The 25,113-nt window shown below is 70.7% G+C and carries 23 protein-coding genes and 1 riboswitch; of the genes, 6 read left to right on the top strand and 17 right to left on the bottom strand.

What is annotated here, in order from left to right; all coding sequences use genetic code 11:
* Nucleotides 1-15 precede the first annotated feature (15 nt).
* The 9 genes from ACT3S3_RS04035 to gcvP all read right to left on the bottom strand — a co-directional run bounded on the left by ACT3S3_RS04035 (nucleotide 16) and on the right by gcvP (nucleotide 10,015).
* Nucleotides 16-1,110: a hypothetical protein gene (locus ACT3S3_RS04035; RefSeq protein WP_441579450.1), complete on the bottom strand. Its 1,095-nt coding sequence runs from the start codon at nucleotides 1,108-1,110 to the stop codon at nucleotides 16-18.
* A gap of 105 nt (nucleotides 1,111-1,215) precedes the next feature.
* A complete protein-coding gene (locus ACT3S3_RS04030; RefSeq protein ID WP_301443529.1) occupies nucleotides 1,216-1,584 on the bottom strand; it encodes a hypothetical protein in 369 nt (122 codons plus the stop codon).
* 97 nt (nucleotides 1,585-1,681) lie between these two features.
* The gene (locus tag ACT3S3_RS04025) at nucleotides 1,682-2,335 is read right to left on the bottom strand and encodes a TrmH family RNA methyltransferase (RefSeq protein WP_301443530.1); all 654 of its coding nucleotides are present in this window, start codon (nucleotides 2,333-2,335) and stop codon (nucleotides 1,682-1,684) included.
* Entirely contained in the window at nucleotides 2,332-3,057 is a 726-nt protein-coding gene (locus tag ACT3S3_RS04020) for a lysoplasmalogenase family protein (protein WP_301443531.1), read from the bottom strand. Before ACT3S3_RS04020 ends, ACT3S3_RS04025 begins: the two co-directional genes overlap by 4 nt.
* Nucleotides 3,057-3,608, bottom strand: a complete 552-nt coding sequence (gene pyrE / locus ACT3S3_RS04015; protein WP_301443532.1) for an orotate phosphoribosyltransferase — start codon at nucleotides 3,606-3,608, stop codon at nucleotides 3,057-3,059. Before pyrE ends, ACT3S3_RS04020 begins: the two co-directional genes overlap by 1 nt.
* Nucleotides 3,609-3,672: 64 nt before the next feature.
* The gene (locus ACT3S3_RS04010; protein WP_301443533.1) at nucleotides 3,673-5,328 is read right to left on the bottom strand and encodes a hypothetical protein; all 1,656 of its coding nucleotides are present in this window, start codon (nucleotides 5,326-5,328) and stop codon (nucleotides 3,673-3,675) included.
* Nucleotides 5,329-5,465: 137 nt separating this feature from the next.
* Nucleotides 5,466-5,858 carry a glycine cleavage system protein GcvH gene (gene gcvH, locus ACT3S3_RS04005; RefSeq protein ID WP_301443534.1) on the bottom strand — a complete coding sequence of 131 codons (393 nt, stop codon included), beginning with the start codon at nucleotides 5,856-5,858 and terminating at the stop codon, nucleotides 5,466-5,468.
* Between the two features lie 66 nt (nucleotides 5,859-5,924).
* Nucleotides 5,925-7,100: a glycine cleavage system aminomethyltransferase GcvT gene (gcvT, locus tag ACT3S3_RS04000; protein WP_441579449.1), complete on the bottom strand. Its 1,176-nt coding sequence runs from the start codon at nucleotides 7,098-7,100 to the stop codon at nucleotides 5,925-5,927.
* On the bottom strand, nucleotides 7,100-10,015 hold the full coding sequence (gcvP, locus tag ACT3S3_RS03995; RefSeq protein WP_301444019.1) for an aminomethyl-transferring glycine dehydrogenase: 2,916 nt from the start codon (nucleotides 10,013-10,015) through the stop codon (nucleotides 7,100-7,102). Before gcvP ends, gcvT begins: the two co-directional genes overlap by 1 nt.
* A gap of 52 nt (nucleotides 10,016-10,067) precedes the next feature.
* Nucleotides 10,068-10,160: riboswitch (glycine riboswitch) on the bottom strand.
* Nucleotides 10,161-10,523: 363 nt separating this feature from the next.
* Here gcvP and ACT3S3_RS03990 point away from each other — a divergent pair.
* Complete coding sequence (locus ACT3S3_RS03990) at nucleotides 10,524-10,994, top strand: hypothetical protein (protein ID WP_441579076.1); 471 nt, start codon at nucleotides 10,524-10,526, stop codon at nucleotides 10,992-10,994.
* A 33-nt stretch (nucleotides 10,995-11,027) separates the two neighbouring features.
* A complete protein-coding gene (locus tag ACT3S3_RS03985) occupies nucleotides 11,028-11,909 on the top strand; it encodes an SDR family oxidoreductase (RefSeq protein ID WP_301443113.1) in 882 nt (293 codons plus the stop codon).
* A 40-nt stretch (nucleotides 11,910-11,949) separates the two neighbouring features.
* Here the strand turns inward: ACT3S3_RS03985 and ACT3S3_RS03980 are convergent, their stop codons facing one another.
* The 7 genes from ACT3S3_RS03980 to ACT3S3_RS03950 all read right to left on the bottom strand — a co-directional run bounded on the left by ACT3S3_RS03980 (nucleotide 11,950) and on the right by ACT3S3_RS03950 (nucleotide 17,668).
* Nucleotides 11,950-12,342: a hypothetical protein gene (locus tag ACT3S3_RS03980; RefSeq protein WP_301443114.1), complete on the bottom strand. Its 393-nt coding sequence runs from the start codon at nucleotides 12,340-12,342 to the stop codon at nucleotides 11,950-11,952.
* 23 nt (nucleotides 12,343-12,365) lie between these two features.
* The gene (locus tag ACT3S3_RS03975) at nucleotides 12,366-12,908 is read right to left on the bottom strand and encodes a PTS sugar transporter subunit IIA (protein ID WP_444626309.1); all 543 of its coding nucleotides are present in this window, start codon (nucleotides 12,906-12,908) and stop codon (nucleotides 12,366-12,368) included.
* 117 nt (nucleotides 12,909-13,025) lie between these two features.
* Nucleotides 13,026-13,934 carry a sulfurtransferase gene (locus ACT3S3_RS03970; protein ID WP_301443116.1) on the bottom strand — a complete coding sequence of 303 codons (909 nt, stop codon included), beginning with the start codon at nucleotides 13,932-13,934 and terminating at the stop codon, nucleotides 13,026-13,028.
* Nucleotides 13,935-14,000: 66 nt separating this feature from the next.
* Nucleotides 14,001-14,612: a response regulator transcription factor gene (locus ACT3S3_RS03965; RefSeq protein WP_301443117.1), complete on the bottom strand. Its 612-nt coding sequence runs from the start codon at nucleotides 14,610-14,612 to the stop codon at nucleotides 14,001-14,003.
* Between the two features lie 16 nt (nucleotides 14,613-14,628).
* Nucleotides 14,629-15,816, bottom strand: a complete 1,188-nt coding sequence (locus ACT3S3_RS03960; RefSeq protein WP_441579077.1) for a sensor histidine kinase — start codon at nucleotides 15,814-15,816, stop codon at nucleotides 14,629-14,631.
* Nucleotides 15,817-15,845: 29 nt separating this feature from the next.
* Nucleotides 15,846-16,697, bottom strand: a complete 852-nt coding sequence (locus ACT3S3_RS03955; RefSeq protein WP_301443119.1) for an ABC transporter permease — start codon at nucleotides 16,695-16,697, stop codon at nucleotides 15,846-15,848.
* Between the two features lie 11 nt (nucleotides 16,698-16,708).
* Complete coding sequence (locus ACT3S3_RS03950) at nucleotides 16,709-17,668, bottom strand: ABC transporter ATP-binding protein (protein ID WP_301443120.1); 960 nt, start codon at nucleotides 17,666-17,668, stop codon at nucleotides 16,709-16,711.
* Nucleotides 17,669-17,824: 156 nt separating this feature from the next.
* Between ACT3S3_RS03950 and ACT3S3_RS03945 the strand changes: the two genes are divergently transcribed.
* The 4 genes from ACT3S3_RS03945 (at nucleotide 17,825) to ACT3S3_RS03930 (ending at nucleotide 22,315) form a co-directional block, all read left to right on the top strand.
* Nucleotides 17,825-18,877 carry an iron-siderophore ABC transporter substrate-binding protein gene (locus ACT3S3_RS03945; protein WP_301443121.1) on the top strand — a complete coding sequence of 351 codons (1,053 nt, stop codon included), beginning with the start codon at nucleotides 17,825-17,827 and terminating at the stop codon, nucleotides 18,875-18,877.
* A gap of 8 nt (nucleotides 18,878-18,885) precedes the next feature.
* Complete coding sequence (locus ACT3S3_RS03940) at nucleotides 18,886-19,707, top strand: erythromycin esterase family protein (protein ID WP_301443122.1); 822 nt, start codon at nucleotides 18,886-18,888, stop codon at nucleotides 19,705-19,707.
* Nucleotides 19,708-19,847: 140 nt separating this feature from the next.
* Nucleotides 19,848-21,722, top strand: coding sequence for a DEAD/DEAH box helicase (locus ACT3S3_RS03935; protein ID WP_441579078.1), 1,875 nt, complete (start codon nucleotides 19,848-19,850; stop codon nucleotides 21,720-21,722).
* Nucleotides 21,722-22,315, top strand: coding sequence for an SWIM zinc finger family protein (locus ACT3S3_RS03930; RefSeq protein ID WP_301444192.1), 594 nt, complete (start codon nucleotides 21,722-21,724; stop codon nucleotides 22,313-22,315). The genes ACT3S3_RS03935 and ACT3S3_RS03930 overlap by 1 nt, the downstream gene beginning before the upstream one ends.
* A gap of 119 nt (nucleotides 22,316-22,434) precedes the next feature.
* Here the strand turns inward: ACT3S3_RS03930 and clpB are convergent, their stop codons facing one another.
* The gene (gene clpB, locus ACT3S3_RS03925; RefSeq protein WP_441582446.1) at nucleotides 22,435-25,029 is read right to left on the bottom strand and encodes an ATP-dependent chaperone ClpB; all 2,595 of its coding nucleotides are present in this window, start codon (nucleotides 25,027-25,029) and stop codon (nucleotides 22,435-22,437) included.
* Nucleotides 25,030-25,113: the final 84 nt, after the last annotated feature.

Genomic DNA, 25,113 nt, shown 5'->3' with positions numbered 1-25,113 from the left:
ACCGTACCCTGAGGCTCAATGCCCCCTGGACCCCAGCTCCCCGTACCGTCGTTCCGACACGAGCACCGACGTCCACGACACCGCCAACACCAGTGTGACCAGGACGGCGAACGTGCCCACGGCGACCACCAGGATGTCAGGGACGAGGTTGTCGACCCCCACCACGGTGGTGACCACCCCGACCCCGACCGCCGCGCCGGCCAGTCCCCCGGCCACCGCACCGCGCGCACCCGCGCCGACCACACCGGCACGCGTGGACGGAGGGCGCGCAGCGCCGGTGGCGAGCATGCCGACGACGAGCATGAACGACAACAGGACGACGGCGACGAGCACGGGCGCCCCCGTCAGTGCCCCGAGGACGCCCCCGGGCCGGTCCTTGTCCGCACCGGCCGAGTACCCCCGGCTCTCCAACGCCGACACCACGGCGTCGGCGTCGCCGTCCTGCGCGACGGTGACGGCGACCGTGTCGAACCCGACGTCACTCGTCAGTTCCCGCTCGCTGACCCCTTCACGCTTCGCCAGCAACGAGACCACGAGGTCGTGGGAACCGAAGAAGGCATTGGGCGGCAGACCGGCCTGCGTCTCAGCGTACGTGCCGGCGACCAGCATCGACGAGCTCTTGGAGGTGCCGGTCGACTCACCGGTCTTGACGGTGGAGGAGACGCCGATGTCGCGGCCGAGGTCCGCGGTGAAGTCGTGCCCGTCGAGGGAGTCGGGCGCCAGGATCTGGTCGCCTTCCAGCGAGAAGCCGTCGGAGACGCCGTCCGGCCGGGCCGAAGGCCGGTACTCGTAGACCAGCCCGTTCCAGCCGTCGCCGTCGACTTCGCCGGCGGTGTCGGCGTGGATGCCGGCGCCGTCGCCGACGGTCACGGTGTCAACGTCGTCCATGTCGGCGATGATGTCCATCTCGTCACCGGTGACGCCGGCAGCACCGTCGGACGCCCCGTCCTTCAGCACGGTGAGCTCGCGTTCCGGGTCACCGGAGAAGGTTCCGGTCTCGGCCGCCACGGCGCGCAGCGACAGCAACGGGACGGCGACGACCGCGATGATCAGCACGAGGATGCCGAGGTTGGTCGCCAGTTTGCGCAGGATGAACTCCCGGTCGCTCATCGGCCACACCACCCGATTCCGGTCGGGCGCAGGGAGGACTGGGCGGAGGTCAGTGTGGAGAGGGGCACTGATGTCCTTAACGTCGGAGGGTCAGGCGTGCACGGCTCAGAATGCGCTGTAGGCCATGCGCAGGAAGAGCAGCGCCACCAGCACGGAGACGACGATGAAGGCCTTGCCCGCCCCCTTGGCCTGGTAGGCCTGCCGCACGGTGTAGCCGTAGATGCCGACGAGGATTCCGAAGACACCCGGCAGCAGAATGGCCCACACCCCCATCTCCGAACGACGGATCGCCACCGTGGCGTCGGAACCGGCCACGAGGGCGACGATCACGCCGAGAACCGTCAGCACGGCACCGGTGGCCAGCAGGATCAGTCCGCCGCGACGTCCCTCGGCGGACGTGTCGGCCGAGGCCTGGTCGGCGGCGGTGGCGTCAGTGGTGTCTGCGGCATTGGCGGGGGCGGAGGAATTGCTCATTAAGCAGCGAACTTTCTCATAAGTTGGTTCAAAACGATATGAGCATACCTTTTATCCCCTGCCCTGCCAATGGTTCTCACGGACCGTCAGCAGAACTTCACCATGCGTTTCCCAGGTCCGCGTGCTGGCGGACCCAGGTGTGCATGGCGATGCCGGCCGCCACCCCGGCGTTGATCGAGCGGGTCGAACCAAACTGCGCGATCGACACCGTCAACGCCGCGGCGTCCTGCGCCTGGGCCGTCACGCCCGGGCCCTCCTGGCCGAACAGCAGCAGGCACCGCTCGGGCAGCCGGGCGGTCTCCAGGGGCACCGAGCCCGGGGTGTTGTCCACCGCCACCACCGTCAGGTCGTGTTCGCGGGCGAAGGCGGTGACCGAGTCGGTGTCCGGGTGGTGCATCAGGTGCTGGTAGCGGTCGGTGACCATCGCCCCGCGCCGGTTCCACCGCCGCCGGCCCACGATGTGCACTGTGTCCACGGCGAAGGCGTTGGCGGTGCGCACCACGGTGCCGATGTTGGAGTCGTTCTCGAAGTTCTCGATCGCGATGTGCAGCCGGTGACGCCGCGAGTCGATGTCGGCGACGATCGCCTCCAGACGCCAGTACCGGTACCCGTCGACGACGTTGCGACGGTCCCCGTTCGCCAGCAGCTCCGGGTCGAAGTGCGCGTCCTCCGGCACCGGCACACCCGGGTACTCCTGCTCCCAGGGGCCCACGCCGACCGGATGATCGAACCACTCCGTGGGGCCGGTCACCTCTCTCGTCCTGTCAGTCCCTCGACGATCAGCAGCTGCGCGGCCACGTAGGTCGCCATGACCAGGCCGTCGACCACACCGTCCAGGCGCCGCACCAGCGGCGAGTCACCACGCAGGAACGCCAGACGCGCCAGGATCAGCCCGTCCGACAGGACGAAGAGGTTGCCGCCGAGGCCCACCCCGGAGAGGTCCGCACGCGCGTCAGCGTCCCCGACCTGCGGGTCGGACGCGAGCACGGACGTCGCCGCCAACGCCGAGCCGTAGCCCGCGGCCGCGGGAAGTGCGGCCGGCGCACCGCTCGCCGCGGTGACGATCCCGGAGGCCAGCACCGGCAGCCGCAACGCCACCGTCGAACGGCGCGGACGGTGCCCGCGTCGCCACAGCTCGACGATGTAGGCCACCTGGTTCACGCTGAACGCCGCCGAACCCAGGTTCAGGTTGCGCGCACGGGTGGCGGCGTCATCACTGCGCCCGGCCTCGCCCATGAGCACCACGTCGCCCAGCAGCCCGCCGGCCAACCCGGCGAGCACCACCGGCAGGCGTCCGGCACCACCGCCACGTCCTGCGCGCGTGCAGGCGTGCCCGGCGAGCAACGGCATCAGCGCGGGCTTGACCAGCCTGGTCGCCCGGTCACCGCGACGTCCCGCCGCGGCGGCGACCACGGAGGCCGCACCGGCGGCGAGGTAGCCCGCGCGCCACGGCGAGTTCCGGGCGCGCGACATCAGGCCAGGCCCAGGTCTTCCAGGCCGAGCAGGCTGCGGTACTCCACGCCCTCGGCCTCGATGACGTCCTTCGCACCGGTGGCGCGGTCGACGACGGTGGCCACACCGGCCACGGTCGCGCCCGCCTCACGCACCGCGGCGACGGCGGTCAGCGGCGAGTTGCCGGTGGTGGTCGTGTCCTCCACGACCAGCACGCGCTTGCCCTCGATGTCCGGGCCCTCAATACGACGCTGCATGCCGTGCTTCTTGGTCTCCTTGCGCACCACGAAGGAGTCCACCCCGTCACCGGCGTGCATCACGGCGGTGGCGACCGGGTCGGCCCCCAGGGTCAGCCCACCGACGGCGACGTAGTCCCAGTCGGCGGTGAGCTCGCGCAGCAGTTCACCGATGAGCTTCGAGGACTCGCGGTGCAGCGTGGCGCGGCGCAGGTCGACGTAGTAGTCGGCCTCCTTGCCGGAGGACAGCGTCACCCGGCCGCGGACGACGGAGAGTTCGGTGACCAGCTCGGCGAGTCGCTGCAACTTGTCGGCGTTGACGGTGGGCGTGCTCATGGAGGCGTCCTAACTATCTGCGTGGGTTATCGGGAGGGTATGTCCGGTGTGGATCTTACGGGGTTCAGGTGTCCTCGGGGTCGACGACCTCCGCGTCGACCTCCGGGTACTCACCCGACTCACCGATGTGGCGGGCGTGGCGGGCCGACGGCGCACGGTGGCGCCCCCGCGAGGACTGCTCCGCAGTACCCAGGATGTCCACCTCGGCGGAGGTGGTGGCACCGGTTGCGCCGGTGTCACTGTCGGCCGGGTCCTCGCCGAAGATGGTGGAGCGCTGCTCGGCGGTGCGGATCACCCGCGGCCCGCCACCGGACGCCGTACGGCTGTGGTCAGGATCCTCCCCGACCGCGGGGATCGGGTCGGGGTCCGGCGCGGCTCCGTCCGGGGCGTCCCCGTCCTCCGGGTACTCCGGGAACGACGAGGTGTCCCCCATCGTCTGTCCCTGCGAGCGCGTGGGGAAGTCCACCGGGGTGCTCGAGCGTTCCATCCGCGGACGCCCGGTGTCCCCGTCCGTGCCGGCGGCCTCCACGTCGACGTCGGAGACGGCGTCTGTGGCTGAGCCTGTGTCCGTGCCTTCCGCGCCCTCGGCGGAGGACGCCCGACGCGCCGCGTCCGGCACCGCCCGCAGGTGCCCGCGATGCGCCGGGGCCTGGCGCTCGCCGGACGCGGCGGACCCGGCGTCCTGCGCCTCGGTGGCCTCCGCCGCAGTCGCCGCCGACGCCGCAGCCGCGGCACGCACGCGCGGACGCGTGGGGTCGGCACCACTCAGGTCGAGCTCGACCGAGGTCACGCGCGGCGGCAGGACCCGCGAGGCGTCCACCAGCGCACGCCCCTGCACCAGCACGTGGTCCCAGATCGGCGGGTCGGTCCTGCGGCCCATCTTCAACGCCACCCAGGTGGAGCTGAACGCGATGTCCGACACCGAGCCTGCCAGGGCGTGCAACGCCCCCTCCACCCGGCTGTCCAGCATCCGGTCCAGTGCACGGTTGTCCGTGGAGTAGCCGGTGTACGGCGGACGGTCGCAGAGCTCGGAGTGACGCATCCCGGCGGGCATGCCGGCGGTGTCGGACAGGTGCACGCGCACCGGGGAGAAGAACTCCCGACGCAACGCCACCACCGTCACCCCGTTGACCTCGGCGAGGTGGAACTGGTGGCCGCCGGTGAACCCGGAGACCAGGTCGCGCGCCACGGTCGCCGCGGACCCGGTGACGGCGTCGGCGCTGATCAGCGTCATCAGACTGTCCGGCCACTCCCCCGGCAGGTACCGGTCCTCCTTGGCGTACTCGTAGCCGTGGGACTGCGCCCACTGTCGTCGCGAACGACGCCCGGCGAACAGGCCGTTGGACGACGCCGCGGCGTCGGTGGAGGTGGCGGTACCGCCTGTGCCGGTCGTGTCAGCGGTGTCCTGCGTGGATTCCGGGATGGGCTCCGCCTCCGGCTCCGTGGCCGGCTCGGGGATAGCCTCCGGCTCACGTTCCGGCTCCGGGTGCGCCGCCGGTGCGGCGTCCTGCGCCTCTTCCGGCAGGTCGTCCTGCAGGTCTTCGGTCGACTCGTCCTGCACCGGATCCGCGGTCGGGGCGGGTGCGGGGTCCGGCACCTGCTCGGGGACAGGCGCCGGTGCGTGCGTCTGGGAGGGGCCCTTCGACGCACGCCAGAACAGGCCCGCGGCGAGAACCAGCAGCGCGAGCCCGAGCAGAAGGACGAGGACGGCGAAAGACATCATGCCAAGCATAAACGAGGTGACGGTGTAGCCGGGAACCACCGGCACGCGGCGTCCCCCGGACCCCGATCACCGGTACACCGCCCTGCAGTGGCGGCGAGCGAAACGATCACGAGAAGTCCGGCCCGCTCCGGCCCCTACTGGTTGTCGGCGGCGTACGCCTCGTGGTCCATCAGCTCGCCGTCGGCGGGGGCCTCAGAGACCGCCACCTCGTAGAGCCAGCCGGTGCCGTAGGGGTCGTCGTTGATCACGCCGGCGTTGTCCTCGAGGCCCTCGTTGACCGCGGTGATCTCGCCGGAGACCGGGGCGTAGATGTCGGACACGGACTTGGTGGACTCGACCTCGCCGTAGGGCTCGCCGGCCTCGACCTCGGTGCCGACCTCGGGAAGTTCGACGAAGACGATCTCGCCCAGCGCCTCGGCGGCGATGTGGGTGATGCCGACGCGCACGGTGTCACCGGCGGCGACGGAGGTGGCGTTCACCCACTCGTGCTCCTCGGAGTACAGGCGGTCGGTGGGCAGTGCAGTCATGGGGTTCTCCTCAGAACAATGGTGCAGTCGAAAAGTGCAGTCAGGGTGGTGCAGTCAGGGTGGATGTTACTTCTGGCGCGTGTAGAACGGCAGCGCAACGACGGTGTAGGGGTGGGCCTTGCCGCGGATGTCGACGGTCACCGTCGATCCCACGGACGCCACGCCGCCCTCGGCGGCCGCCTCGGCGGCGACGTAGCCCATCGCCACCGGGTGGCCCAGTGTCGGCGACAGTGCGCCGGACGTGACCTCGCCGAGCCGGACGCCCTCGGCGTCCTGAATCTCGTAGCCGCCTCGCGCCGCGCGGCGTCCCTCGCCGACCAGGCCGATGAGCGTCTGCTTCGTGCCCTCCTCCTTGGCGCGCACGATGGCGTCGCGTCCGACGAACTCCTCCTTGGACTTCGTCGCCGCGAGGATGCCCAGCCCGGCGTCCACCGGGGTGAGCTGCAGGCTCAGCTCGTTGCCGTATAGCGGCATGCCGGCCTCCAGGCGCAGCGTGTCGCGCGCCGCCAGGCCGCAGGGGCGCACCCCGTGCGGGGCACCGGCGGCGAGCGCCGCGTCCCACACGGCGGTCGCCTGTGCGCCGTCGGTCCCGTTCTCCACGAAGATCTCGAAACCGTCCTCACCGGTGTAGCCGGTGCGGGCGATAATCGCCGGCACGCCGGCGACGGTGCCCTGGAAGGCGGCGTAGTAGCCCAGCCCGCCCACGGCGTCCTGCACGGTCTCTCCCGCGCCGGACGCCTCGGGGGCGTCGGTGACCGCCTCGACGATCTCCAGCATCACCGCGGCGGCCTGCGGGCCCTGCACGGCGATCAGGGAGATGTCGTCGGTCTGGTCGGTGAGCGTGACGTCGAAGCCTTCCGCACGCTCGCGCAACGCCTCGGCGACGGCGGGGGCGTTGCCGGCGTTGGGGATCACCAGGTACTCCTCGTCGGCGAGCACGTAGGTGATCAGGTCGTCGATGATGCCGCCGTCCGCGGTGCAGATCATCGAGTACTTCGCCTTACCGACCTTCACCGCCGACAGGCGCGAGACCAGGGCGTGGTCGAGGAAGGCCGCGGCGTCCGGCCCGGTGACCCGGACCTCGCCCATGTGCGAGAGGTCGAAGACGCCCACGGCCTCACGGACCGCCCGGTGCTCCTCGAGCTCCTTGTCGTACTTCAGGGGCATGTCCCAGCCGCCGAAGTCGGTGAACTTCGCGCCGAGCTTCTCGTGGACCGGGTGCAGTGCGGTGTGCTTGGTCATCAGTTCTCGCTCTCGGTAGCAGCTTCGATGTCGAAGTCCTCCAGCGGCGGGCAGGAGCACATCAGGTTGCGGTCGCCGTAGGCGTCGTCGATGCGGCGCACGGTCGGGAAGTACTTGTCGCGACGCAGCGACGCCACCGGGAAGGCGGCCTTCTCGCGGGAGAAGTGGCCGTGCGAGACGGCGTCGGCGAAGTCGTCGCGCACCACCGAGGTGGCGGTGAACGGCGCGTGGCGCAGGACGGAGTCCTCCACCGCGACGTCCCCGGCGATGACCTCGTCGATCTCGGCGCGGATGGTGCGCAGCGCGGTGATGAAGCGGTCCAGCTCGTCCTTGTCCTCGGACTCGGTGGGCTCCACCATCAGCGTGCCCGCCACCGGGAAAGCCAGCGTGGGGGCGTGGAAGCCGAAGTCCATCAGGCGCTTGGTCACGTCCGCGGCGGTCACGCCGGACTGCTTGGTCAGCTCACGCAGGTCCAGGATGCACTCGTGGGCGACCAGGCCGTTCTCCCCGGTGTAGAGGGTGGGGAAGCTGTCGGCGAGCTGGCGGGAGATGTAGTTGGCGTTGACCAGCGCCATGCGCGAGGCCTCGGTGAGGCCCTCGTCGCCCATCATGGCGATGTAGGTCCACGAGATCGGCAGCACGCCGGCGGAACCCTGGTTCGCCTGGGAGACCGGGCGCCCCTCCTGCACGCCGGGCTCCACGGTCACGTCGGCCCACGGGTCGGACGGCAGGAACGGCACGAGGTGCTCGCCCACGCACACCGGGCCCACGCCCGGGCCGCCGCCGCCGTGCGGGATGGTGAAGGTCTTGTGCAGGTTCAGGTGGCTGACGTCGCCGCCGAACTCACCGGGCTGCGCCAGCCCGACCAGGGCGTTGAGGTTCGCCCCGTCGATGTAGACCTGGCCGCCGGCGTCGTGCACCTTCGCGCACACGTCGCGCACGTGTTCCTCGAACACCCCGTGGGTGGAGGGGTAGGTGATCATGATGCCGGCGATCTGCTCGCCGTACTTGGCGATCTTCGCGTCGAGGTCGTCGAGGTCGATCGAGCCGTCGTCTGCGTTCTTCACGCCGACGACCTTCAGCCCGGCCAGGGCGGCGGACGCGGCGTTCGTGCCGTGGGCGGACGCCGGGATGAGCACCAGCGTGCGCTGGTCGTCGCCGTTGGCGACGTGGAAACGACGGATCGCCAGCAGGCCGGCGAGCTCACCCTGCGAGCCGGCGTTGGGCTGCACCGACACCGCGGCGTAGCCGGTGATCTTCGCCAGCCGGTCCTCCAGGTCGTCGATGAGCTCCAGCCAGCCGGTGGCCTGGTCCTCCGGCACCATCGGGTGGATGCCGGCGAACTCCGGCCAGGTGATCGGCTCCATCGACACCGCGGCGTTGAGCTTCATGGTGCACGAGCCCAGCGGGATCATCGTGCGGTCCAGCGCAAGGTCTCGCCCGGCCAGACGACGCATGTAGCGCATCATCTGCGTCTCCGAGGACACCGAGTGGAACACCGGGTGGGTGAGGATGTCGTCGGTGCGCAGCAGGTCGGCCAGCGGGCCGTCCTGCGCGGTGAAGGACGCCGTGGCCACCGAACCACGCGCGCCGGCGACGACGGCGAGCAGCTCGGCGACGTCGGCGTCCGTCGTGGACTCGCCGACGGAGATGCCGACGTGCTTCTCGTCGACGTGGCGCAGGTTGAAGCCCGCCCCACAGGCGGCGGCGACGGTCGCCGCGGCGTCCGGCACCTGCACGGTGACCGTGTCGAAGAAACGGTCGTGGGCGAGGGCGAAGCCCGCCTCAGACAGGCCCACGGCCAGCGCGGTCGCCCGGCCGTGCACCGCCGTGGCGATCTCTCGCAGGCCCTGCGGGCCGTGCCAGACGGCGTAGAAGCTGGCCACCACGGCCAGCAGCGCCTGGGCGGTGCAGATGTTGGACGTCGCCTTGTCGCGGCGGATGTGCTGCTCACGGGTCTGCAGCGACAGGCGGTAGGCCGGGGTGCCCTCGGCGTCCACCGACACACCCACGATGCGGCCCGGCAGCTTACGCTGCATGGACTCCCGGCAGGCCAGGAACGCCGCGTGCGGGCCGCCGAAGAACAACGGCACACCGAAACGCTGCGCCGAACCCACCGCGATGTCCGCACCCGACTCACCCGGCGAGGTGACCAGCACCTGCGCCAGCAGGTCGCAGGCCACGGTGACCAGGGCGTCCTGCGCGTGCGCGGCGTCGACGACCTCGGTGAGGTCGTCGCGCAACCCGCCGGTGGTGCCCGGGTTCGACACGACCACGCCGATCAGCGCGTCCTGCCGTGCGGCGATCTGCTCGGCGGTGACGTCCACGATCTCCACCGCGATGTCCACCGCCGCGGCACGCGCACGCGTGATGTTGATGCTCGACGGGTGCAGGGCGGCGTCCAGCAGGACGACACCGTCCTTCTTCGCCGCCTTCGTGTTCACCCGCGCCATCATCTGCACGGCCTCGGCGACGGCGGTCGCCTCGTCCAGCAGGGACGCACCGGCGACCGGCAGGCCCGTGAGGTCGCTGACCATCGTCTGGAAGTTCAGCAACGCCTCCAGGCGGCCCTGCGAGATCTCCGGCTGGTACGGCGTGTAGGCGGTGTACCAGCCCGGGTTCTCCACCACGTTGCGACGGATCACCGCCGGGGTGACCGTGTCGTGGTAGCCGGCGCCGATGAGCTGCTTCTTCACCGTGTTCTTCGCGGCGAAACCACGCAGCGTGGCCAGCGCCTCGGTCTCGTCGAGCGCCGGGGCCAGGCCGATGGGGCCCTGCTGGGCGATGCTGGCGGGCAGGGCCGCGGCGGCGAGCTCCGTGGTGCTGCCGTAGCCGAGCGTGCTGAGGATCTCCGCGGTCGCGGCCGCGTCAGGGCCGATATGACGGTTCGGGAATGCGTCGTGGGGCGTAGCCATGTGTCAGGGGGTCTCTTCCTGTGTGTGCTGTGGTGCGGACACGGGTGTACTCCCTCCCCACTCTGTCGATGGTGCCTGAGAGCTTTTTCTCCTTCGGCGGCCGGGTCACGGACGACGGTGACCGGCTCTTTCCAGAGCTGCCTCGCCACAATGGTGCTGGTGCCTGAGAGTGTCGACGGGGAGGTGTTGCTCCTACGGCGGCCGGTGCTGGTGCCGGCCTCTCCCACAGTGGCTGCGAACGGCGGATTCAGTTGTGGACGTTTCGCGGTCAGTATAACCGCGGCTGTGGCGTGGCACACCACAAACGGCCGGATCGCGGGTGGGGTGCGGGTGTGGGCGGGGTGGGCGAGGCAACCCCGCGTCGCGTGCCGGATTCGGGCCGCGCGTGCCGTGGAAAGGGCGGATCCGGCACGTGGCGCGGGGTCGGTGCCGCGCGGCGATTGACGCCCGACAGGACGCCACCTACGATTCCGGCAACCCTCCCCCGCTCTCCACTCTCCGAGGCCCGATGAAGAAGACCACGCTCACCACCCTGGCGCTCGCCGCCGCGGCGGCGCTCTGCGCCTGCACCCCGTCGGCCCGGGACTCCGAACAGGCGCAGGACGCTACGACGCAGGACGCCACGGCGTCCGGCGAGAACGACACGTCCGGCACGGATGAGGACGCCGCGCCGCGCGACGGCGACGCGCCCGTGCTCGGGGCGTCCGACGCCGACGGCGCCTGTGACCCGGGCGTCATCGACATCGACCACGAGAAGAACACGCCGCACGTCACCTACCACGGCAAACCCGGCGACACGGTGGACATCACCTACGTCGAGAATGACGGCACCACCACCGACACGACCTTCGAACTCGAGGTCACCGCGACGACATACTCGACGGGAGCCGAGATCTTCAACGGCGACCTGGACCGCATCGAGGTCTCGGCGTCCGGCACCACGAGCACGCCAGGGAACTGCGTCATCGGCATATCCTGACGGACGCACCGCCGAAGGGGTATCACTGGTTGCATGAAGAAAACGTCCGCGCCCGGTGTCCTCGCCCGCTTCCGCGCCCCGAAGCTGCCCGTGCCACGTCAGGGTGACACGGCCCTGGTCACCGGAGCCACCTCAGGCATCGGTGCCGCGACGGCGAAAGAACTGGTGAAACGGCAGTTCCGGGTCATCGGCACCTCCCGCGACCCCGGCTCGGAGGCCGCCCGGGCGAACACGCCGGACGGTGTGGAACTCATCCCCCTGGACCTCGGCGACCCCACCTCCATCGCCGGTGTGCCGGACGAGCTGGCGAAGATCGGCGCCGGCCCGGTCACCGTGCTGGTCAACAATGCCGGGGAGAGCCAGAACGGCCCGCTCGAGGAGCTCCCCCGCGACGCCCTGGAGAGGCTCTTCCAGGTCAACGTGATCGGGCACGTCGAACTCACCCAGGCCCTGCTGCCGCAGATGCGAGCCGCCCGACGCGGACGCATCGTGTTCGTCGGCTCCATGCTCGGCAGCTTCCCGCTGGCCTACCGCGGCAGCTACGGCGCCTCGAAGGCGGCCATCAAGGCCTTCGCCTTCTCCGCACGCCGCGAGGTCGCCCGCTTCGGCATCGGGGTCAGCGTGATGGAACCCGGTGCGATCAACACCGGGCTCTCCGAGCGTCGCACCATCTACGTCGACGACCACGGCCCCTACGCCGAGGAGTTCGCCACGATGCTGACCCACCTCAACAACAACGAGGCCGACGGCATCACCGCCGAACCGGTGGCAGGTGAGATCCTCAGGGCGGTCTCGGACGCCCGGCCCCGCCCGCTCTACGCCACCGGGTCGAGCGCACGGTTCGCCTTCCCCGCCGCCCGGCTGCTGCCGCGCGACACGATGGGCGGGATCATCGCCGCCAAACACGGGCTGTAGGCGAGCTCAAGGCGAACTCAAGGCCGAGCTCAGGCCGACATCACGGCCTGCGCGAGTAGAACAGGTCGCGCCACGGCCTGGCGGACAGCGCCACCACCGCGGCGCCGACGATGCCGGTGAACATGCTCGCGCTGGCGATCACGTTGACCCACAGCAACATGGCGTTGCCCAGCACCAGTTCGAGCATCAGCACCAGTGCGCCGATCGTGCCCGCCCAACTCAGCCCCACGAACACGCGGTTGACGGGGTGCCGCGCCGGGCCGAAGTAGCCGCGCTCGGTGAACACGATACCGCCGAGCATCAGCAGGAACAGCACCCCGAAGTAGCCGTAGAAGAGCAGTTCCCCCCACTGCGGGTCCACCCTGTCGCCGAGACGGGTGACTCCCAGGAGCATCAGGAGGACACACGACACGGTGGTGAAACGGCGGAGCATCCCCCCAGCATAGGGGTAAACCTTCAGAACCGGAACAACACGTCCCCTGGCTCGGACGGTTCGCCGGGCATGAGCCCCTCCTCGACGCCACCGTCCTGCTGCATCATCACCACCGCCACGATCGGGTCGAAGCCGAGCCGCCCGATGGACAAGGGTGCGTAGGTGGTGACCCGCTGGCCGACCTGCACGCGCGTGCCCTGTTCGACGTGGGTGGAGTAGCCCTGCCCGTCGAGCTGCGCGGTGTCGATCCCGATGTGCACGAGGACCGGCAGCCCGCCGTCGGTGGTGACGAGGAAGAGGTGCGGCATCAGCCGGGTGAGCACGCCGGCCACCGGCGAGCACACGGTCACGTACTCCACCCCGGGGTCCGGGACCACCGCCATGCCGGGCCCGACCGTGCCCGCGGCGAACAGCGGGTCCGGCACGGCCGACAGTGGCGCGACGGTGCCGGGCATGGGGGTCACCACGTCGAGCGTGCCGGTCCCCGCCCCGGCGACAGATCCCGAGACGGACCCCGAGACGGACCCCGAGACGGACCCGGTCACTGACTTCCCTGCGTCCTCCATGTTGCCTCCCGGTCCGTTGCGGTGATGAGCGTCGGTGGCCAAAGGATAGAACGTGAGGCACACGCGTCGGGGCATAACCGCGTTATTTCGTCCAGAAAAGTTCTTCCTTTCCTGAGACTACCCCAACGCCACCGGACGCGAACGGTCGGAGGACCACTGCGACCATCCACCCACGTAGTGGCGCGCCACCGGCAGCCCGGCGTGCTCCATCAGCGCGATGAACAGGGCCGAGCTCACGCCCGACCCGGAGTAGACCACGGTCTCGGCGGCGACGTCGTCGCCGGTGATGCCGTGTTCGGCGAGACGCCCACGCACGACCTCGGGGGACGGGACGCGGCCGTCGTCGAGCAGCTCGGCGACCGGGACGCCGATCGCGCCGGGGATGTGGCCGGCGCGACGGTCCAGCCGCTCGCGGCGTCCCTCGAAGCGGTCCGCCGGACGGGTGTCGATGAGCAGCGGTGCCGCCGCCCCGGTGGACGCCGCGGCGGAGATCTCCTTCACCTCGTCCAGCGACGTCGTCGGCATGCTCGGCGCGCCACCGGCGAGGACCTCGAACGTCCCGCGTCCACGCAGGCAGCCGATACCGGCGGCGATGTCGCCGCCGGCCGCCAGCCAGGCCGGCGTCCCGCCGTCGAGGACGCGCACGTCGGTGACGCCCGCCCACCGCAGGATCCACCACGCGCGGGCGGCGTAGATCAGCCCGCCGCGGTCGTAGATACGCACCGGGACGCCGGGCTGGATGCCCCAGTCGTCGACGAAGTGCTGCAGGACGGCCCGGCTGGGCAGCGGGTTACGCCCGGCGGTCGCCGACGGCGAGCCGGACAGCATGGTGCCGGGGTCGCAGAAGAAGGAACCGGGGATGTGCCTGGTCACGTACAGGTTCCAGGCGGCGTGCTCGCCCCACTCCCAGTCGGAGTCGAGGACGATCATCCGCTCGCCACGGCTGCTGCCCTCGAAGAGGTCGGTGGCGGAGATGAAGGGTTCGGCGGTCGTTGTCGCGGGGGTGTCGGGCTGGCTCAGGGTCATGCGGACCAGTTTACGAGGGAAAGCGTGCCGCCGCCGCCCCGCATAGCGAAGCTCACAACCGGCCCCCTACAACCAGCCACGGTCGCGGGCGATGCGCCAGGCCTCGAAACGCGTGGCCGCCCCCGTCTTCGACATCGCCGAGGACAGGTAGTTGCGGGTGGTGCCCGCCGCCAGGTGCACGGTCTCGGCGATCTGCTCGACGGAGCCGCCCTGCCCGGCGACCTCCAGCAGTTCGGTCTCGCGCTCGGTCAGCGGCGACTCGCCGGCGCCGATCGCCTGGGCGGCGAGCTCCGGGTCGAGGCAGCGGCGTCCGGCGTGCACGGTGCGCACCGCGGTGGCGAACTCCGCGGCGGAGGACGTCTTGGGCACGAAACCGGCGACGCCGGCGGCCAGCGCCCGCTTGAGCTGGCGGGGACGCCCGTGGCTGGTGACGATCAGCACGGCGACGCCCTCGGGGAGGCTGGCGGCGGTCTCCACCCCGTCGATGCCGCCCATCTGCAGGTCGGTGACGGCGACGTCCGGCGCGTGGTGCGTCCGGCACCAGTCGAGCAGTTCCTCGCCGGAGCCGAGGGTGGCGACGACGTCGAGGTCGTCCTCCAGCGACAGCAGGGTCGACAGTGAGCTGGCGACGAGGGACTCGTCGTCGACGACGACCACCCGGACGGGTTCTGCACTCATGGTTGCTCCTTTTTCTCTACTCACCGGGCAGGCGAAGGGTCACGCGGAAGACGTTACCGTCGCGCTCGGCGACGAGTTCCGCGCCGATCGGCTCGGCGCGACGCCGGATCCCCGCCAGGCCCGACAGCCGTTCGATGCCGCGGGTCACGCCGTCGTTGCTCATCGTCACCGCCTCGGCCGACCCGGGCGTGAAGTCGAGCCGCACGCGCGTGGCCGAGGAGTGACGCACCACGTTCGTCGTCCCCTCGCGCACCAGCCACGCCGCCAGCTCGCGCATCGGCTCGGACAGCGTCGTGGGGTCGCCGTCGACGTCCAGGTGGACGCCGGCGCTGTGCAGCAGCTGCCGCGCGCCGTCGACCTCCGTGGACAGGTTGACCGCCCGGTAGCCGTCCACCACCTCGTGCATCTCGGTGACGGAGGTCCGCGCCAGCTCCTGGAGCTGCGCGAGTTCACCGTCGGCACGCTCGTCGCCGCGCGCGACCAGCGCACGCGCCAGCTCCGCCTTCAACGACATCGCCGCCAGACGCTGACCGAGGGTGTCGTGCAGCTCCTGGGAGAACCGCAGCCGTTCCTCGCTGACCTGCAGGGCGGCGTCCGTCAGGCGGGCGCGGTCGAGCTGCTTGGCGATGTTGACCGTCCACGCCGAGGCCACCACGGTGGTCATCAGGAACGTCCCGAAGAACAACGGCAGCCACTCCAGCTCGTCCCACATGAGCACCGACGTCGCCGCCGAGAGCACCAGGGTGAGCGTCCAGCGCCACGGCAGCCACGGCAGCACCGCCGTCGGGGCGACGATGATGGCGATGAACACCAGGCACAGCCCCGTCACCGCCGTGGTGGACGAACCCGCCACGTACAGCAGGACGCCGAGCGTCCAGACGACCGCGGTGGCCGCGCCCGTCGCGGCCACGAGCCGTCCGGTGGGACGCCGCGGACGGGTGTTGAACTCCGGGCGCCGCTCCACGACCAGCAGGGCCGCGACGGTCAGCACCAGCCCCGACCCGGCCACCAGGGCCTGCTGCCACAGGCTGAGCGTGGGCCCCTGGCCGGCGACGGCCAGCGGGAGAACGACGGCGAGGACGCCGAACATGGCGACCATCAACTGCATGGACAGGCGCGTGTACACGGCGAGCTTCGCGCCGCCGCCGAGCTCGCGCCACGTCCTGCGTGGGCGGGTGACGGACTCCAGCACGGTCGGGTTCATGGTCCCCATTTAAGCAGTGGTGCCGGACGTCAGCGCCGGACGTCCCAGCGGACGTAACGGGCACCGGCCCACACGCACACCGCCGCCCACGCCAGCAGGATCAGCATCATCGGCCACGTCTCGGCGAGGACCTCCCCGGCACCCAACGCGGCGACGCCGTCCATCCGGCCCACGGTGGTGCTGCCCGCCCAGCCGTACTGGGCCAGGTCGAAGATCAGGGCGAACGGGGTGCGGGCGAGGACCTCGTCCACACCCTCCGGGTAGAGCTGACGGAAGTTGCCCATCGTGGCGAACATCAGCAGCATCACCGGCATCGAGGTGATCTGCGCGGCCTCCGGGTTCTTCGTGAACCCGCTGGTCACCAGGGCCAGACCACTGGTGACCGCCAGGCCGAGCAGCACAGCGACGATGAGCGGCAGCACATTCACCGGTCCCGGCGCGCCGAAGACCATGAGCAGCACCGACATCAGCACCGTGAACACGATGGTCAGCACCGCCCCGGGGAAGGAGGACGCACCGAGGATCTCGGCGTCGCGCGCCTCACCGGTGCGCAGGCGTTTGAGCACGCCCTCGTCCCGGCGCGTGGTCACCATGGACAGCACGGTGTAGAACTGCACGAACATCAGCGCGAAGAGCAGGAAGTACTCCAGCGCCGTTGCCGCGGCCTCGACCTTGGACTGCTCGTCGTCGCCGGAGAGGATGAAGAACATCGCCAGGCCGAAGCCGATGGGGATGAGCGTGGCGTTGACGAGCAGGGTCTTGTTGCGGCGGAACTGGAGGGTCTCCGCGCGGGCCAGGGCGACGAAGCGCCGGAGGGAGGTTCCGGCGGTGCCGGTGGAGTGGACTTCTGTACGGGTGGTTTCACGTGCGGTGGTGGTCATGACGGGTCCTTTCAGACGGTGCTGTCGCGTCCGGCGATCTTGGCGAAGACGCGCTCGAGGCTGGCGGGGCGGGCGGAGAAGTGACCGAGGGTGACGTCGTTGGCGGCGGCCCAGTCGAGCAGGCGGTGGGTGTCCTCCTGCAGCCGGGAGGTCTCGATACGCAGCCGCACCCCGTCACGGGTGACCTGCGCGCCGGGGAAGGACGGGAAGACGTCCTGCGGGCGTCCTGCGCGGTTCCCGCCGGCGGCGCCGGCGTCCGGCAGGGTGAAGCTGATCTCGGCGCCCTCGGTGGCGGCGAGGTCGTCCAGCCGGCCCTCGACGGCGATCACGCCGGCGTCCATGATGGCGATCCGGTCGGCCAGATGCTCCGCCTCCTCCAGGTAGTGGGTGGTCAGGATCATCGTCACGCCGCGGTCCTTCAACGCCGCGAGCAACTCCCAGGTGCGGGCGCGCGACTCCGGGTCCAGGCCCGTGGTCGGCTCGTCGAGGATCACGATGCCCGGGTCGTTGAGCAGTGCGCAGGCGAGGTCGAGGCGACGCTGCTCGCCACCGGACAGCGAACCGACGCGCACGTCGGTGCGGTGGTTCAGGTCCACCTCGCCGAGCACGTCGTCGACCGGCAACGGGGTGGAGCACGTGCCCGCCCACATGCGCATCGTCTCGGCGACGGTGAGCTCCTTGGGCAGCCCGCCGGACTGCAGCATGATGCCGAGTTCCGGACGGATCCGCGCGCGGTCGGCGACCGGGTCCATGCCCAGGACGCGCACGGTGCCCTGTGACGGGGCGGCGAGGCCCTCGACGATCTCGAGGGTGGAGGTCTTGCCCGCACCGTTGGTGCCGAGCAGGCCGTAGACCTCGCCCTTGTCCACGTCGAAGGAGATCCCCTTGACGGCGGTGTAGGCGTCCTTGGACTTCTTCGCCTGGTAGGTGCGGGTCAGGTCGGTGACGCTGATGACGGGTGCTGTACTCATACCCCTGATCCTGCCGGGACGGGGTCGGTGCAGGTAGAGGGGTTTGTCATGAGCTGGTGCGCGGATGTCACGGGATCGACGTGACAGATGTCATGTCCGCGGTGAAGTGTAGGCTATCCTCTTGACTATTCACCGTCCCGAACAATGAGGATCACCATGACCGTCAGATTCGTCCCCCTGCGCCGCGTCTCCGCGGCCCTCTGCGCCACGGCGGTCGCCGTCTCGCTCGTCGCCTGCTCCGATGATTCAGACGACTCTGGCTCTTCAGGATCCTCGAGTTCCGCGAACGCCGACGCCTTCCCCGTCACCATCGACTCCGCCCTCGGCGCCGCCACCATCGAGGAGGAGCCCGAGCGTGTCGTCACCATCGGGTGGGGCAGCCAGGACGTGGCCCTCGCCCTCGGCGTGACCCCCGTCGGCATGCAGGACATGAGCGGCGACACCGGTGACGACACCGGCGTGCTGCCCTGGGACCGGGAGGCGCTCGACGGCAGCGACGACACAGACGGCGCCGAGCCGGAACTGCTCGACGCGTCGTCCGACGACCTGCCCTTCGAGGACATCCTCAACCTCGAGCCGGACGTGATCCTCGCCGTGAACTCCGGCGTCACCGACGAGCAGTACTCACGCCTCAGCGACATCGCCCCCACCGTGGCCTACCCCGGTGAGGCGTGGCAGACCAGCTGGGAGGACCAGACCACCACCGTGGGCCAGGCCCTGGGACGCGGCGACGAGGCCGAGCAGCTCGTCGAGGACACCAACCAGCTCATCGCCGACGCCAAGGACGAGCACCCCGAGTTCGACGGGAAGACCATCGCCTTCGCCTCCGGGACCAGCGCCGACGGCCTGAACACCTACCTCGCCACCGACTCCCGGGTGACGCTGCTCGAGCAGCTCGGTTTCAGCATCGCCCCGAGCGTGCCGACCTCCGGGGAGTCCTTCTCCGTGCCGGTGAGCAAGGAGAACTGGTCCTCCATCGACTCCGACGTCCTGGTCTCCTGGTACCTCAGCGAGGACATCCAGGAGGAGCTGGAGTCCGACGCCGGCTTCGCCCGCATCCCCGCCGTCGAACGCGGCGGCTACGTGCCCCTCGTCGACCCGCCGATGGTGTACGCCACCAGCGCGATCTCGGTGCTGAGCCTGCCGTGGATGCTGGACAACTACCTGCCGCTGCTGCAGTCCGCCGCGCAGGGCGACTCCCCCCTGTGACGGACCCTGTGACGGACGCTGTGACGGACGGCGACCTGCTGCCCGTCGCTCACCCGGCCGGCGTGGCCGCCGTCGACGCACTCGTCGCCGACGCCCGCGTCATCGGCTGGGCCGAGGGCCTGCACAACTGCGCCGAGTACCTCGCCGCCCGCAACGCGGTGATCGTGCACGGCGTGACCTCCGGGGCGTTCCGCCTCATCGCCGCGGAGACCAACGCCGAACGGGCCCGCGACGTGGACCGCTACCTCGCCGGCGACGGGCCGGACGCACCGCCGGACGCTCCGCCGGACGCGCTGGTCACCGCGATGTGGTCCTGGTACCGCACGCCGCTGGCGCACAACGCCGCGCTGCTGCGGTGGTTACGCACCTACAACGCCGGCGTCGCGTCCTCACGCCGTGTCGTCTTCACCGGGCTCGACTCCTTCGACGGGGACCACCGCGACCTCGCCGCGCGCGACCGCGTGCAGTACGACAACCTGCGCCGTCTCGCCGACGGACACCCGGGAGAACGCATCCTGCTGTTCGAGCAGACCGAGCACCTCGACCCCACGCTCGACGGCTCCCTCGGCTCCCACCTGGTCGGCGGCGGTCTCGGCGTCTACCGGGTCGCCGGCGCACTGTGGACCCCGGGCGACCCACGCGCCCGCTACCCGCTGGGCCCCTACGCTCCGCTGGCGGAGGCGGCTGCGGCTGCAGCTACTGACCCTACAGCGGCCGGCGCCGGGCCGACACCGCTCGTCGACGGCATCACCGTGTTCCCTCAGTCCTGGGCCGGCCCGTTCGACCTCCTGCTGATGTCGGACCGTTTACACGACGCCCCCCACGCCTGATTGTCCTCCCCCGACTCCCCAGTCGTCGACGGCAGGCACCCCGCACCCCCGAAAGTGTTGTACCCAGCCGCGTCGCCATATGCGCGGCGTGCGGCGCGTCCCGTAGCCTTGCCCGGCACCCGCCCCCGCCTGCACGAAGGATGATCGTCCTGCCACGTCCCGTCTCCCGCCTCCAGGCCACGTACCTCCCCGCAGAACACGGCTTCGCCTGGTGGGGCGTCGACGACCTTCCCGCCACGATGGACGCCGCAGGGCTTCCCACCGGGCGTGCGACGACCGCGCGTCTCGTCGTGCCGGACGGCGAGAGTCTGCAGGTGGAGGACGTGGAGGTGTGCGTCACCGACCTGCTCACCACCGCGCGGTGCCTGTCCACGCTCACGCGCGTGCGCCACCTGGACGCCTCGGCGCGGGCGTGGCGCACGGCGTCCCGCAACGTCCTGCGTCCCCGTGCGGGACGCGGCACGGACGCCGCACTCGCCGAGGTCGCGGGCGTCCTGCCACCCGCCGGGCACGCGGTCCCGGACGAGGACGCCGCGGCGATCCCGTCCGCCGCCGCCCACCTCGCCCGGTTCCGCGACGACCTGGACACCGCAGGACGCCTCGACGGGCAGGTCGTCGCCGACCTGCGCCCCTACCAGGCGCAGGGCGTGGCCTGGCTGCGCGCCCGGGTGCGCGACGACGGCGGCGCGCTGCTCGCCGACGACATGGGTCTCGGCAAGACGCTGCAGGTCATCGCGCTGCTCGCGACGTCCCGCCCCGCGCACGCCCACCTGGTCGTCTGCCCGACCTCGCTGCTGGGCAACTGGGCACGCGAACTGCACCGCTTCGCGCCACAGCTGCCGGTGCTGCGCTACCACGGCAGCACCCGCGAGCTGCCCGACGACATCGCCGCCGGGACCGTGGTGCTCACCAGCTACCCGCTGGTGCGCTCCGACTCCGCGCTGCGCGCCCGGACGTGGGGCGTCGCCGTGTTCGACGAGGCCCAGCAGCTCAAGAACCCGTCCTCACAGGTCACGCGCGCCGCAGTGGCGTTGGACGCCGAGGCGCGCGTACTGATGACCGGCACGCCGGTGGAGAACGACCTCGACGAACTGTGGTCGCTGTTCTCCGTCGCGGTACCGCAGCTCCTGGGCACGCGCGCACGCTTCCGCACCCGCTTCGCCACCCCGATCCGGCAGCGGCAGTCGCGCACGGCGGCGGCGCGGCTCTCCACGACGATCGCACCGCACATGCTGCGTCGGACGAAGGACGGCGTCGCGCTCGAACTCCCGCCGCGCCTCGACACCACCGTGTACTGCGGCCTCACCGCCGCGCAGCGCGGCCTCTACCGCGACGCGGTCACCGCCGCCTTCAGCACCGGCTTCCACCACGGCGCAGGACGTAGCGGGCAGATCCTCGCGCTGCTGACCTCCCTGAAGCAGATCTGCAACCACCCCGACCAGTACCTCCACGCCCAGGGCACGCCTGCGCCGGGACGGTCGGGCAAGTTCGACCGGGTCGCCGAGATGCTCGCCGAGATCACCGCCGGCGGCGAGCGGGCCCTGGTGTTCACCCAGTACCGGGCGATGGGCGAACTGCTGTCCGACGGGCTCGCCGACCACCTCGGCTGCGCTGCCCTGCCCTTCCTCCACGGCGGGCTGTCCGCCGCCGACCGCGACGAGATGGTCCGACGCTTCCAGGAGGACGACGACGCGCCGCCCGTGCTCATCCTCAGCCTGCGCGCCGCCGGATTCGGCCTGAACCTGACCCGCGCCTCACACGTCATCCACTACGACCGGTGGTGGAACCCGGCGGTGGAGGAACAGGCCACCGCGCGGGCCCACCGCATCGGCCAGAAGTACCGGCTGAGCGTGCACACCATGGTCGTCGGCGGGACGTTCGAGGAGCACATCGAGAAGATGCACCGGGCGAAGAAGGGCCTGGCCGACGCCGTGACCGGCGACGACAGCGCCGAGCTGACCAGCATGTCCGACGAGGAACTGCGCGACGTGGTCGACCTGAAGGAGGAGTACTGATGGCCGGGGCCGAGTTCGGGGCGACGCTGTGGGGACGCGCCTGGCTACGCACCGTGGAACGCACCGACGGGACACCGCGCGCCCAGCTGCCCAAGGCCCGCAGCCTCTCCCGCAACCACAAGGTGGACCTGGTCCTGCCGGGCGCGGATGCGGCGGATGGGTCGCCTGCTGTGACTGCGGCGGTGCGCGACGGGTCCTCCACCCACACCGTGACGCTCGCCCCCTGCGGCTGGAGCGCCGCCGAGCAGGACGCTGCGGGGAACGTCCTGGCCGGCCTGCGTCCGGACCCCAGCGGCGACCTGCCGGACGACCTGATCGGCCGCTTCGGCGATGCCGGCGTCCCGGTCGTCCCCGCTGCACCGGACGAGACGGCGACCTGCACGTGCCGTGCCCGGTCGAGGCCGTGCGCGCACATTCTGGCGACGTTGTACACCCTGGTGTCGACCATCGACGAACGTCCGGTCACGGCACTGGAACTGCGCTGCCCCGACGGTGTCGGCAACGGTGGCGGGGCGGGTGCCGGTTCAGACGCCGACTGGATCGCGCTGGAGGACATCGACCCGGCGACCTTCTTCGACCCGCCGGTGCGCTGAGCCTGCTCCCTGCCCCCCCTGCCCCCTAACGCCAACGACGGTTCCTGTCCGGAATGACCGGCGAAGTGGAGACTTCGTCAGTCAGACCAGACAGAAACCGTCGGTTCGTCCGGGTCGGACTACGCCTCGTGCGCGACCGACTCGATGGTGAGCGCGTCGGTGGTCGGGTCGGCGACCCCGGAGGCGTCGCGCGGCAGGTCCACCTTCACGGTGTCGCCGTCGCGGACCTCGCCGGCGAGCAGCTTCTTCGCCAACGCGTCGCCGATCGCCTTCTGGATCAGGCGGCGCAGCGGCCGGGCACCGTAGGCCGGTTCGTAGCCGCGCTCGGCGAGCCATGCCTTGGCGTCCTCGGTGACCTGCAGGTCGAACCGTCGGGCGGCGAGCCGCTCGGCGAGCTGGGCGACCTGGATGTCCACGATGGAGGTCAGCTGCTCCTGCGACAGGGCATCGAAGATGACCACGTCGTCGAGCCGGTTGATGAACTCCGGCTTGAACGCCGCCTTCACCGCGTTCATCACCTGCTCGTCACTGCCACCGGCGCCCAGGTTGGAGGTCAGGATGAGGATGGTGTTGCGGAAGTCCACCGTCCTGCCCTGCCCGTCGGTCAGGCGTCCTTCGTCGAGGACCTGCAGCAGCACGTCGAAGACGTCCGGGTGTGCCTTCTCGACCTCGTCGAACAGCACCACCGTGTAGGGGCGGCGCCGTACGGCCTCGGTCAGCTGGCCACCGGCGTCGTAGCCGACGTATCCGGGGGGCGCGCCGACGAGACGGGCGACGGAGTGCTTCTCGCCGTACTCCGACATGTCGATGCGCACCATGGCGTGCTCGTCGTCGAAGAGGAACTCCGCCAGCGACTTCGCCAGCTCCGTCTTGCCGACACCGGTCGGCCCGAGGAACAGGAAGGAGCCGGTCGGACGGTCCGGGTCGGCGACGCCGGCGCGGGAGCGACGCACCGCGTCGGAGACGGCGGTGACCGCCTCGTCCTGCCCGACGACACGTCCACCGATGACCTTCTCCATGGCCAGCAGCTTCTCGGTCTCGCCCTCCAGCATCTTGCCGGCGGGCACACCGGTCCACGCGGAGACGACCTCGGCGATGGTGTCCGGGGTGACCTCCTCGGTGAGCATGCGCTGCTCCTCGGCCTGGGCGGCCTCGTACTCCGCCTCGCCGACCTGCTTCTCGAGCTCCGGGATGCGGCCGTAGCGCAGCTCGGCGACGCGGGCGTAGTCACCGTCGCGCTCGGCGATCTCGGACTCGGTGCGCAGGCCGTCGAGTTCCTCCTTCAGCTCGCGCAGCCGGTCGATGGAGCCACGCTCGTTCTCCCAGCGGGCCATGAGCCCGTTGAGCTTCTCGCGCTCGTCCTCGAGTTCGGCACGCAGCTTGACCAGGCGGTCCTTGGAGGCGTCGTCGGTCTCCTGGCTCAGGGCCATCTCCTCGATCTCGAGGCGTCGGACGATGCGCTCGGCGTCGTCGATCTCCTCGGGGCGCGAGTCGATCTCCATGCGCAGACGCGACGCGGCCTCGTCGACCAGGTCGATGGCCTTGTCCGGCAGGAACCGGCTGGTGATGTAGCGGTCCGACAGGGACGCGGCACTGACCAGCGCGGAGTCCTGGATCCGTACGCCGTGGTGGACCTCGTAGCGCTCCTTGAGCCCACGCAGGATGCCGACGGTGTCCTCCACGGTCGGCTCACCGACGTAGACCTGCTGGAAACGACGCTCCAGGGCGGCGTCCTTCTCGATGTACTTGCGGTACTCGTCGAGGGTGGTGGCGCCGACGAGGCGCAGTTCACCGCGGGCGAGCAGCGGCTTGATCATGTTGCCGGCGTCCATCGCGGACTCGCCGGTGGCACCGGCGCCGACGATGGTGTGCAGCTCGTCGATGAAGGTGACGACCTCGCCGTCGGCCTCCTTGATCTCGTCGAGGACGGCCTTGAGGCGTTCCTCGAACTCGCCGCGGTACTTCGCGCCGGCGACCATGGAGCCCAGGTCGAGGCTGATCAGCTTCTTTCCGCGCAGGGACTCGGGCACGTCGCCGGCGACAATGCGCCGGGCGAGGCCCTCGACGATGGCGGTCTTGCCCACACCGGGTTCGCCGATGAGCACGGGGTTGTTCTTCGTACGCCGCGACAGCACCTGGACGACACGGCGGATCTCCTGGTCACGTCCGATGACCGGGTCGATCTTGCCTTCGCGGGCACGGGCGGTCAGGTCGGTGGAGTACTTCTCCAGCGCCTGGAACTGGCCTTCGGGCTCCTCGGTGGTGACCTTGCGGTTGCCGCGGACGGACTCGAAGGCGCCACGGATGGCGTCGAACGTGCCGCCGCGGTCGTGCAGGGCCTTGGCCGCCTCGGAATCGCCCTTGGCGATGCCGGCGAGCAGCACCTCGGTGGAGACGTAGGTGTCGCCGAGTTCCTCGGCGAGTTCCTGTGCGGCGGTCAGGGAGTTGAGGGCGTCCCGGTTGAAGTTGGGGTTGGCCATCCCGGAGCCGGACGCCTGCGGGTAGCCGGCGACGAGGTCGCGGGCGTCGCGCAGGACGTCGTCGGCGTCGACGCCGGCGGCCTGCAGGACGGGGCGGGCGATGGAGTCCTCCTGGTCGAGGATCGCCACGAGGAGGTGCGCCGGACGGATGTCCGGGTTACCGTTGGCGCTGGCCGACTGCAGTGCAGCCTGCATGGCCTCCTGGGTTCGGGTGGTGGGGGTGAATCCGCTCATCGTCAGTCTCCTTCTCTGCGTGTGCGTGCCGGTGTCTACTTTAGCGCGTTCGTGTCAACTTTCGCTTACGGTAGTTCCAACGTC

Origin of the sequence: Corynebacterium sp. AOP40-4SA-5 (assembly GCF_052377355.1) — a bacterium.
In the GTDB taxonomy this organism is placed as follows: Bacteria; Actinomycetota; Actinomycetes; order Mycobacteriales; family Mycobacteriaceae; genus Corynebacterium.
Note: the sequence above shows the minus strand (reverse complement) of the source record. Positions and strands in the feature narration are given on the sequence as shown.

What these genes read in the sequence shown, in the direction of transcription:
- ACT3S3_RS04035 (WP_441579450.1), bottom strand. Translation starts at nt 1,110, where the DNA reads ATGAGCGACCGGGAGTTCATCCTGCGCAAACTGGCGACCAACCTCGGC.
- ACT3S3_RS04030 (WP_301443529.1), bottom strand. Translation starts at nt 1,584, where the DNA reads ATGAGCAATTCCTCCGCCCCCGCCAATGCCGCAGACACCACTGACGCC.
- ACT3S3_RS04020 (WP_301443531.1), bottom strand. Translation starts at nt 3,057, where the DNA reads ATGTCGCGCGCCCGGAACTCGCCGTGGCGCGCGGGCTACCTCGCCGCC.
- pyrE (WP_301443532.1), bottom strand. Translation starts at nt 3,608, where the DNA reads ATGAGCACGCCCACCGTCAACGCCGACAAGTTGCAGCGACTCGCCGAG.
- ACT3S3_RS04010 (WP_301443533.1), bottom strand. Translation starts at nt 5,328, where the DNA reads ATGTCTTTCGCCGTCCTCGTCCTTCTGCTCGGGCTCGCGCTGCTGGTT.
- gcvH (WP_301443534.1), bottom strand. Translation starts at nt 5,858, where the DNA reads ATGACTGCACTGCCCACCGACCGCCTGTACTCCGAGGAGCACGAGTGG.
- gcvT (WP_441579449.1), bottom strand. Translation starts at nt 7,100, where the DNA reads ATGACCAAGCACACCGCACTGCACCCGGTCCACGAGAAGCTCGGCGCG.
- gcvP (WP_301444019.1), bottom strand. Translation starts at nt 10,015, where the DNA reads ATGGCTACGCCCCACGACGCATTCCCGAACCGTCATATCGGCCCTGAC.
- ACT3S3_RS03990 (WP_441579076.1), top strand. Translation starts at nt 10,524, where the DNA reads ATGAAGAAGACCACGCTCACCACCCTGGCGCTCGCCGCCGCGGCGGCG.
- ACT3S3_RS03985 (WP_301443113.1), top strand. Translation starts at nt 11,028, where the DNA reads ATGAAGAAAACGTCCGCGCCCGGTGTCCTCGCCCGCTTCCGCGCCCCG.
- ACT3S3_RS03980 (WP_301443114.1), bottom strand. Translation starts at nt 12,342, where the DNA reads ATGCTCCGCCGTTTCACCACCGTGTCGTGTGTCCTCCTGATGCTCCTG.
- ACT3S3_RS03975 (WP_444626309.1), bottom strand. Translation starts at nt 12,908, where the DNA reads ATGGAGGACGCAGGGAAGTCAGTGACCGGGTCCGTCTCGGGGTCCGTC.
- ACT3S3_RS03970 (WP_301443116.1), bottom strand. Translation starts at nt 13,934, where the DNA reads ATGACCCTGAGCCAGCCCGACACCCCCGCGACAACGACCGCCGAACCC.
- ACT3S3_RS03965 (WP_301443117.1), bottom strand. Translation starts at nt 14,612, where the DNA reads ATGAGTGCAGAACCCGTCCGGGTGGTCGTCGTCGACGACGAGTCCCTC.
- ACT3S3_RS03960 (WP_441579077.1), bottom strand. Translation starts at nt 15,816, where the DNA reads ATGAACCCGACCGTGCTGGAGTCCGTCACCCGCCCACGCAGGACGTGG.
- ACT3S3_RS03955 (WP_301443119.1), bottom strand. Translation starts at nt 16,697, where the DNA reads ATGACCACCACCGCACGTGAAACCACCCGTACAGAAGTCCACTCCACC.
- ACT3S3_RS03950 (WP_301443120.1), bottom strand. Translation starts at nt 17,668, where the DNA reads ATGAGTACAGCACCCGTCATCAGCGTCACCGACCTGACCCGCACCTAC.
- ACT3S3_RS03945 (WP_301443121.1), top strand. Translation starts at nt 17,825, where the DNA reads ATGACCGTCAGATTCGTCCCCCTGCGCCGCGTCTCCGCGGCCCTCTGC.
- ACT3S3_RS03935 (WP_441579078.1), top strand. Translation starts at nt 19,848, where the DNA reads ATGATCGTCCTGCCACGTCCCGTCTCCCGCCTCCAGGCCACGTACCTC.
- ACT3S3_RS03930 (WP_301444192.1), top strand. Translation starts at nt 21,722, where the DNA reads ATGGCCGGGGCCGAGTTCGGGGCGACGCTGTGGGGACGCGCCTGGCTA.
- clpB (WP_441582446.1), bottom strand. Translation starts at nt 25,029, where the DNA reads ATGAGCGGATTCACCCCCACCACCCGAACCCAGGAGGCCATGCAGGCT.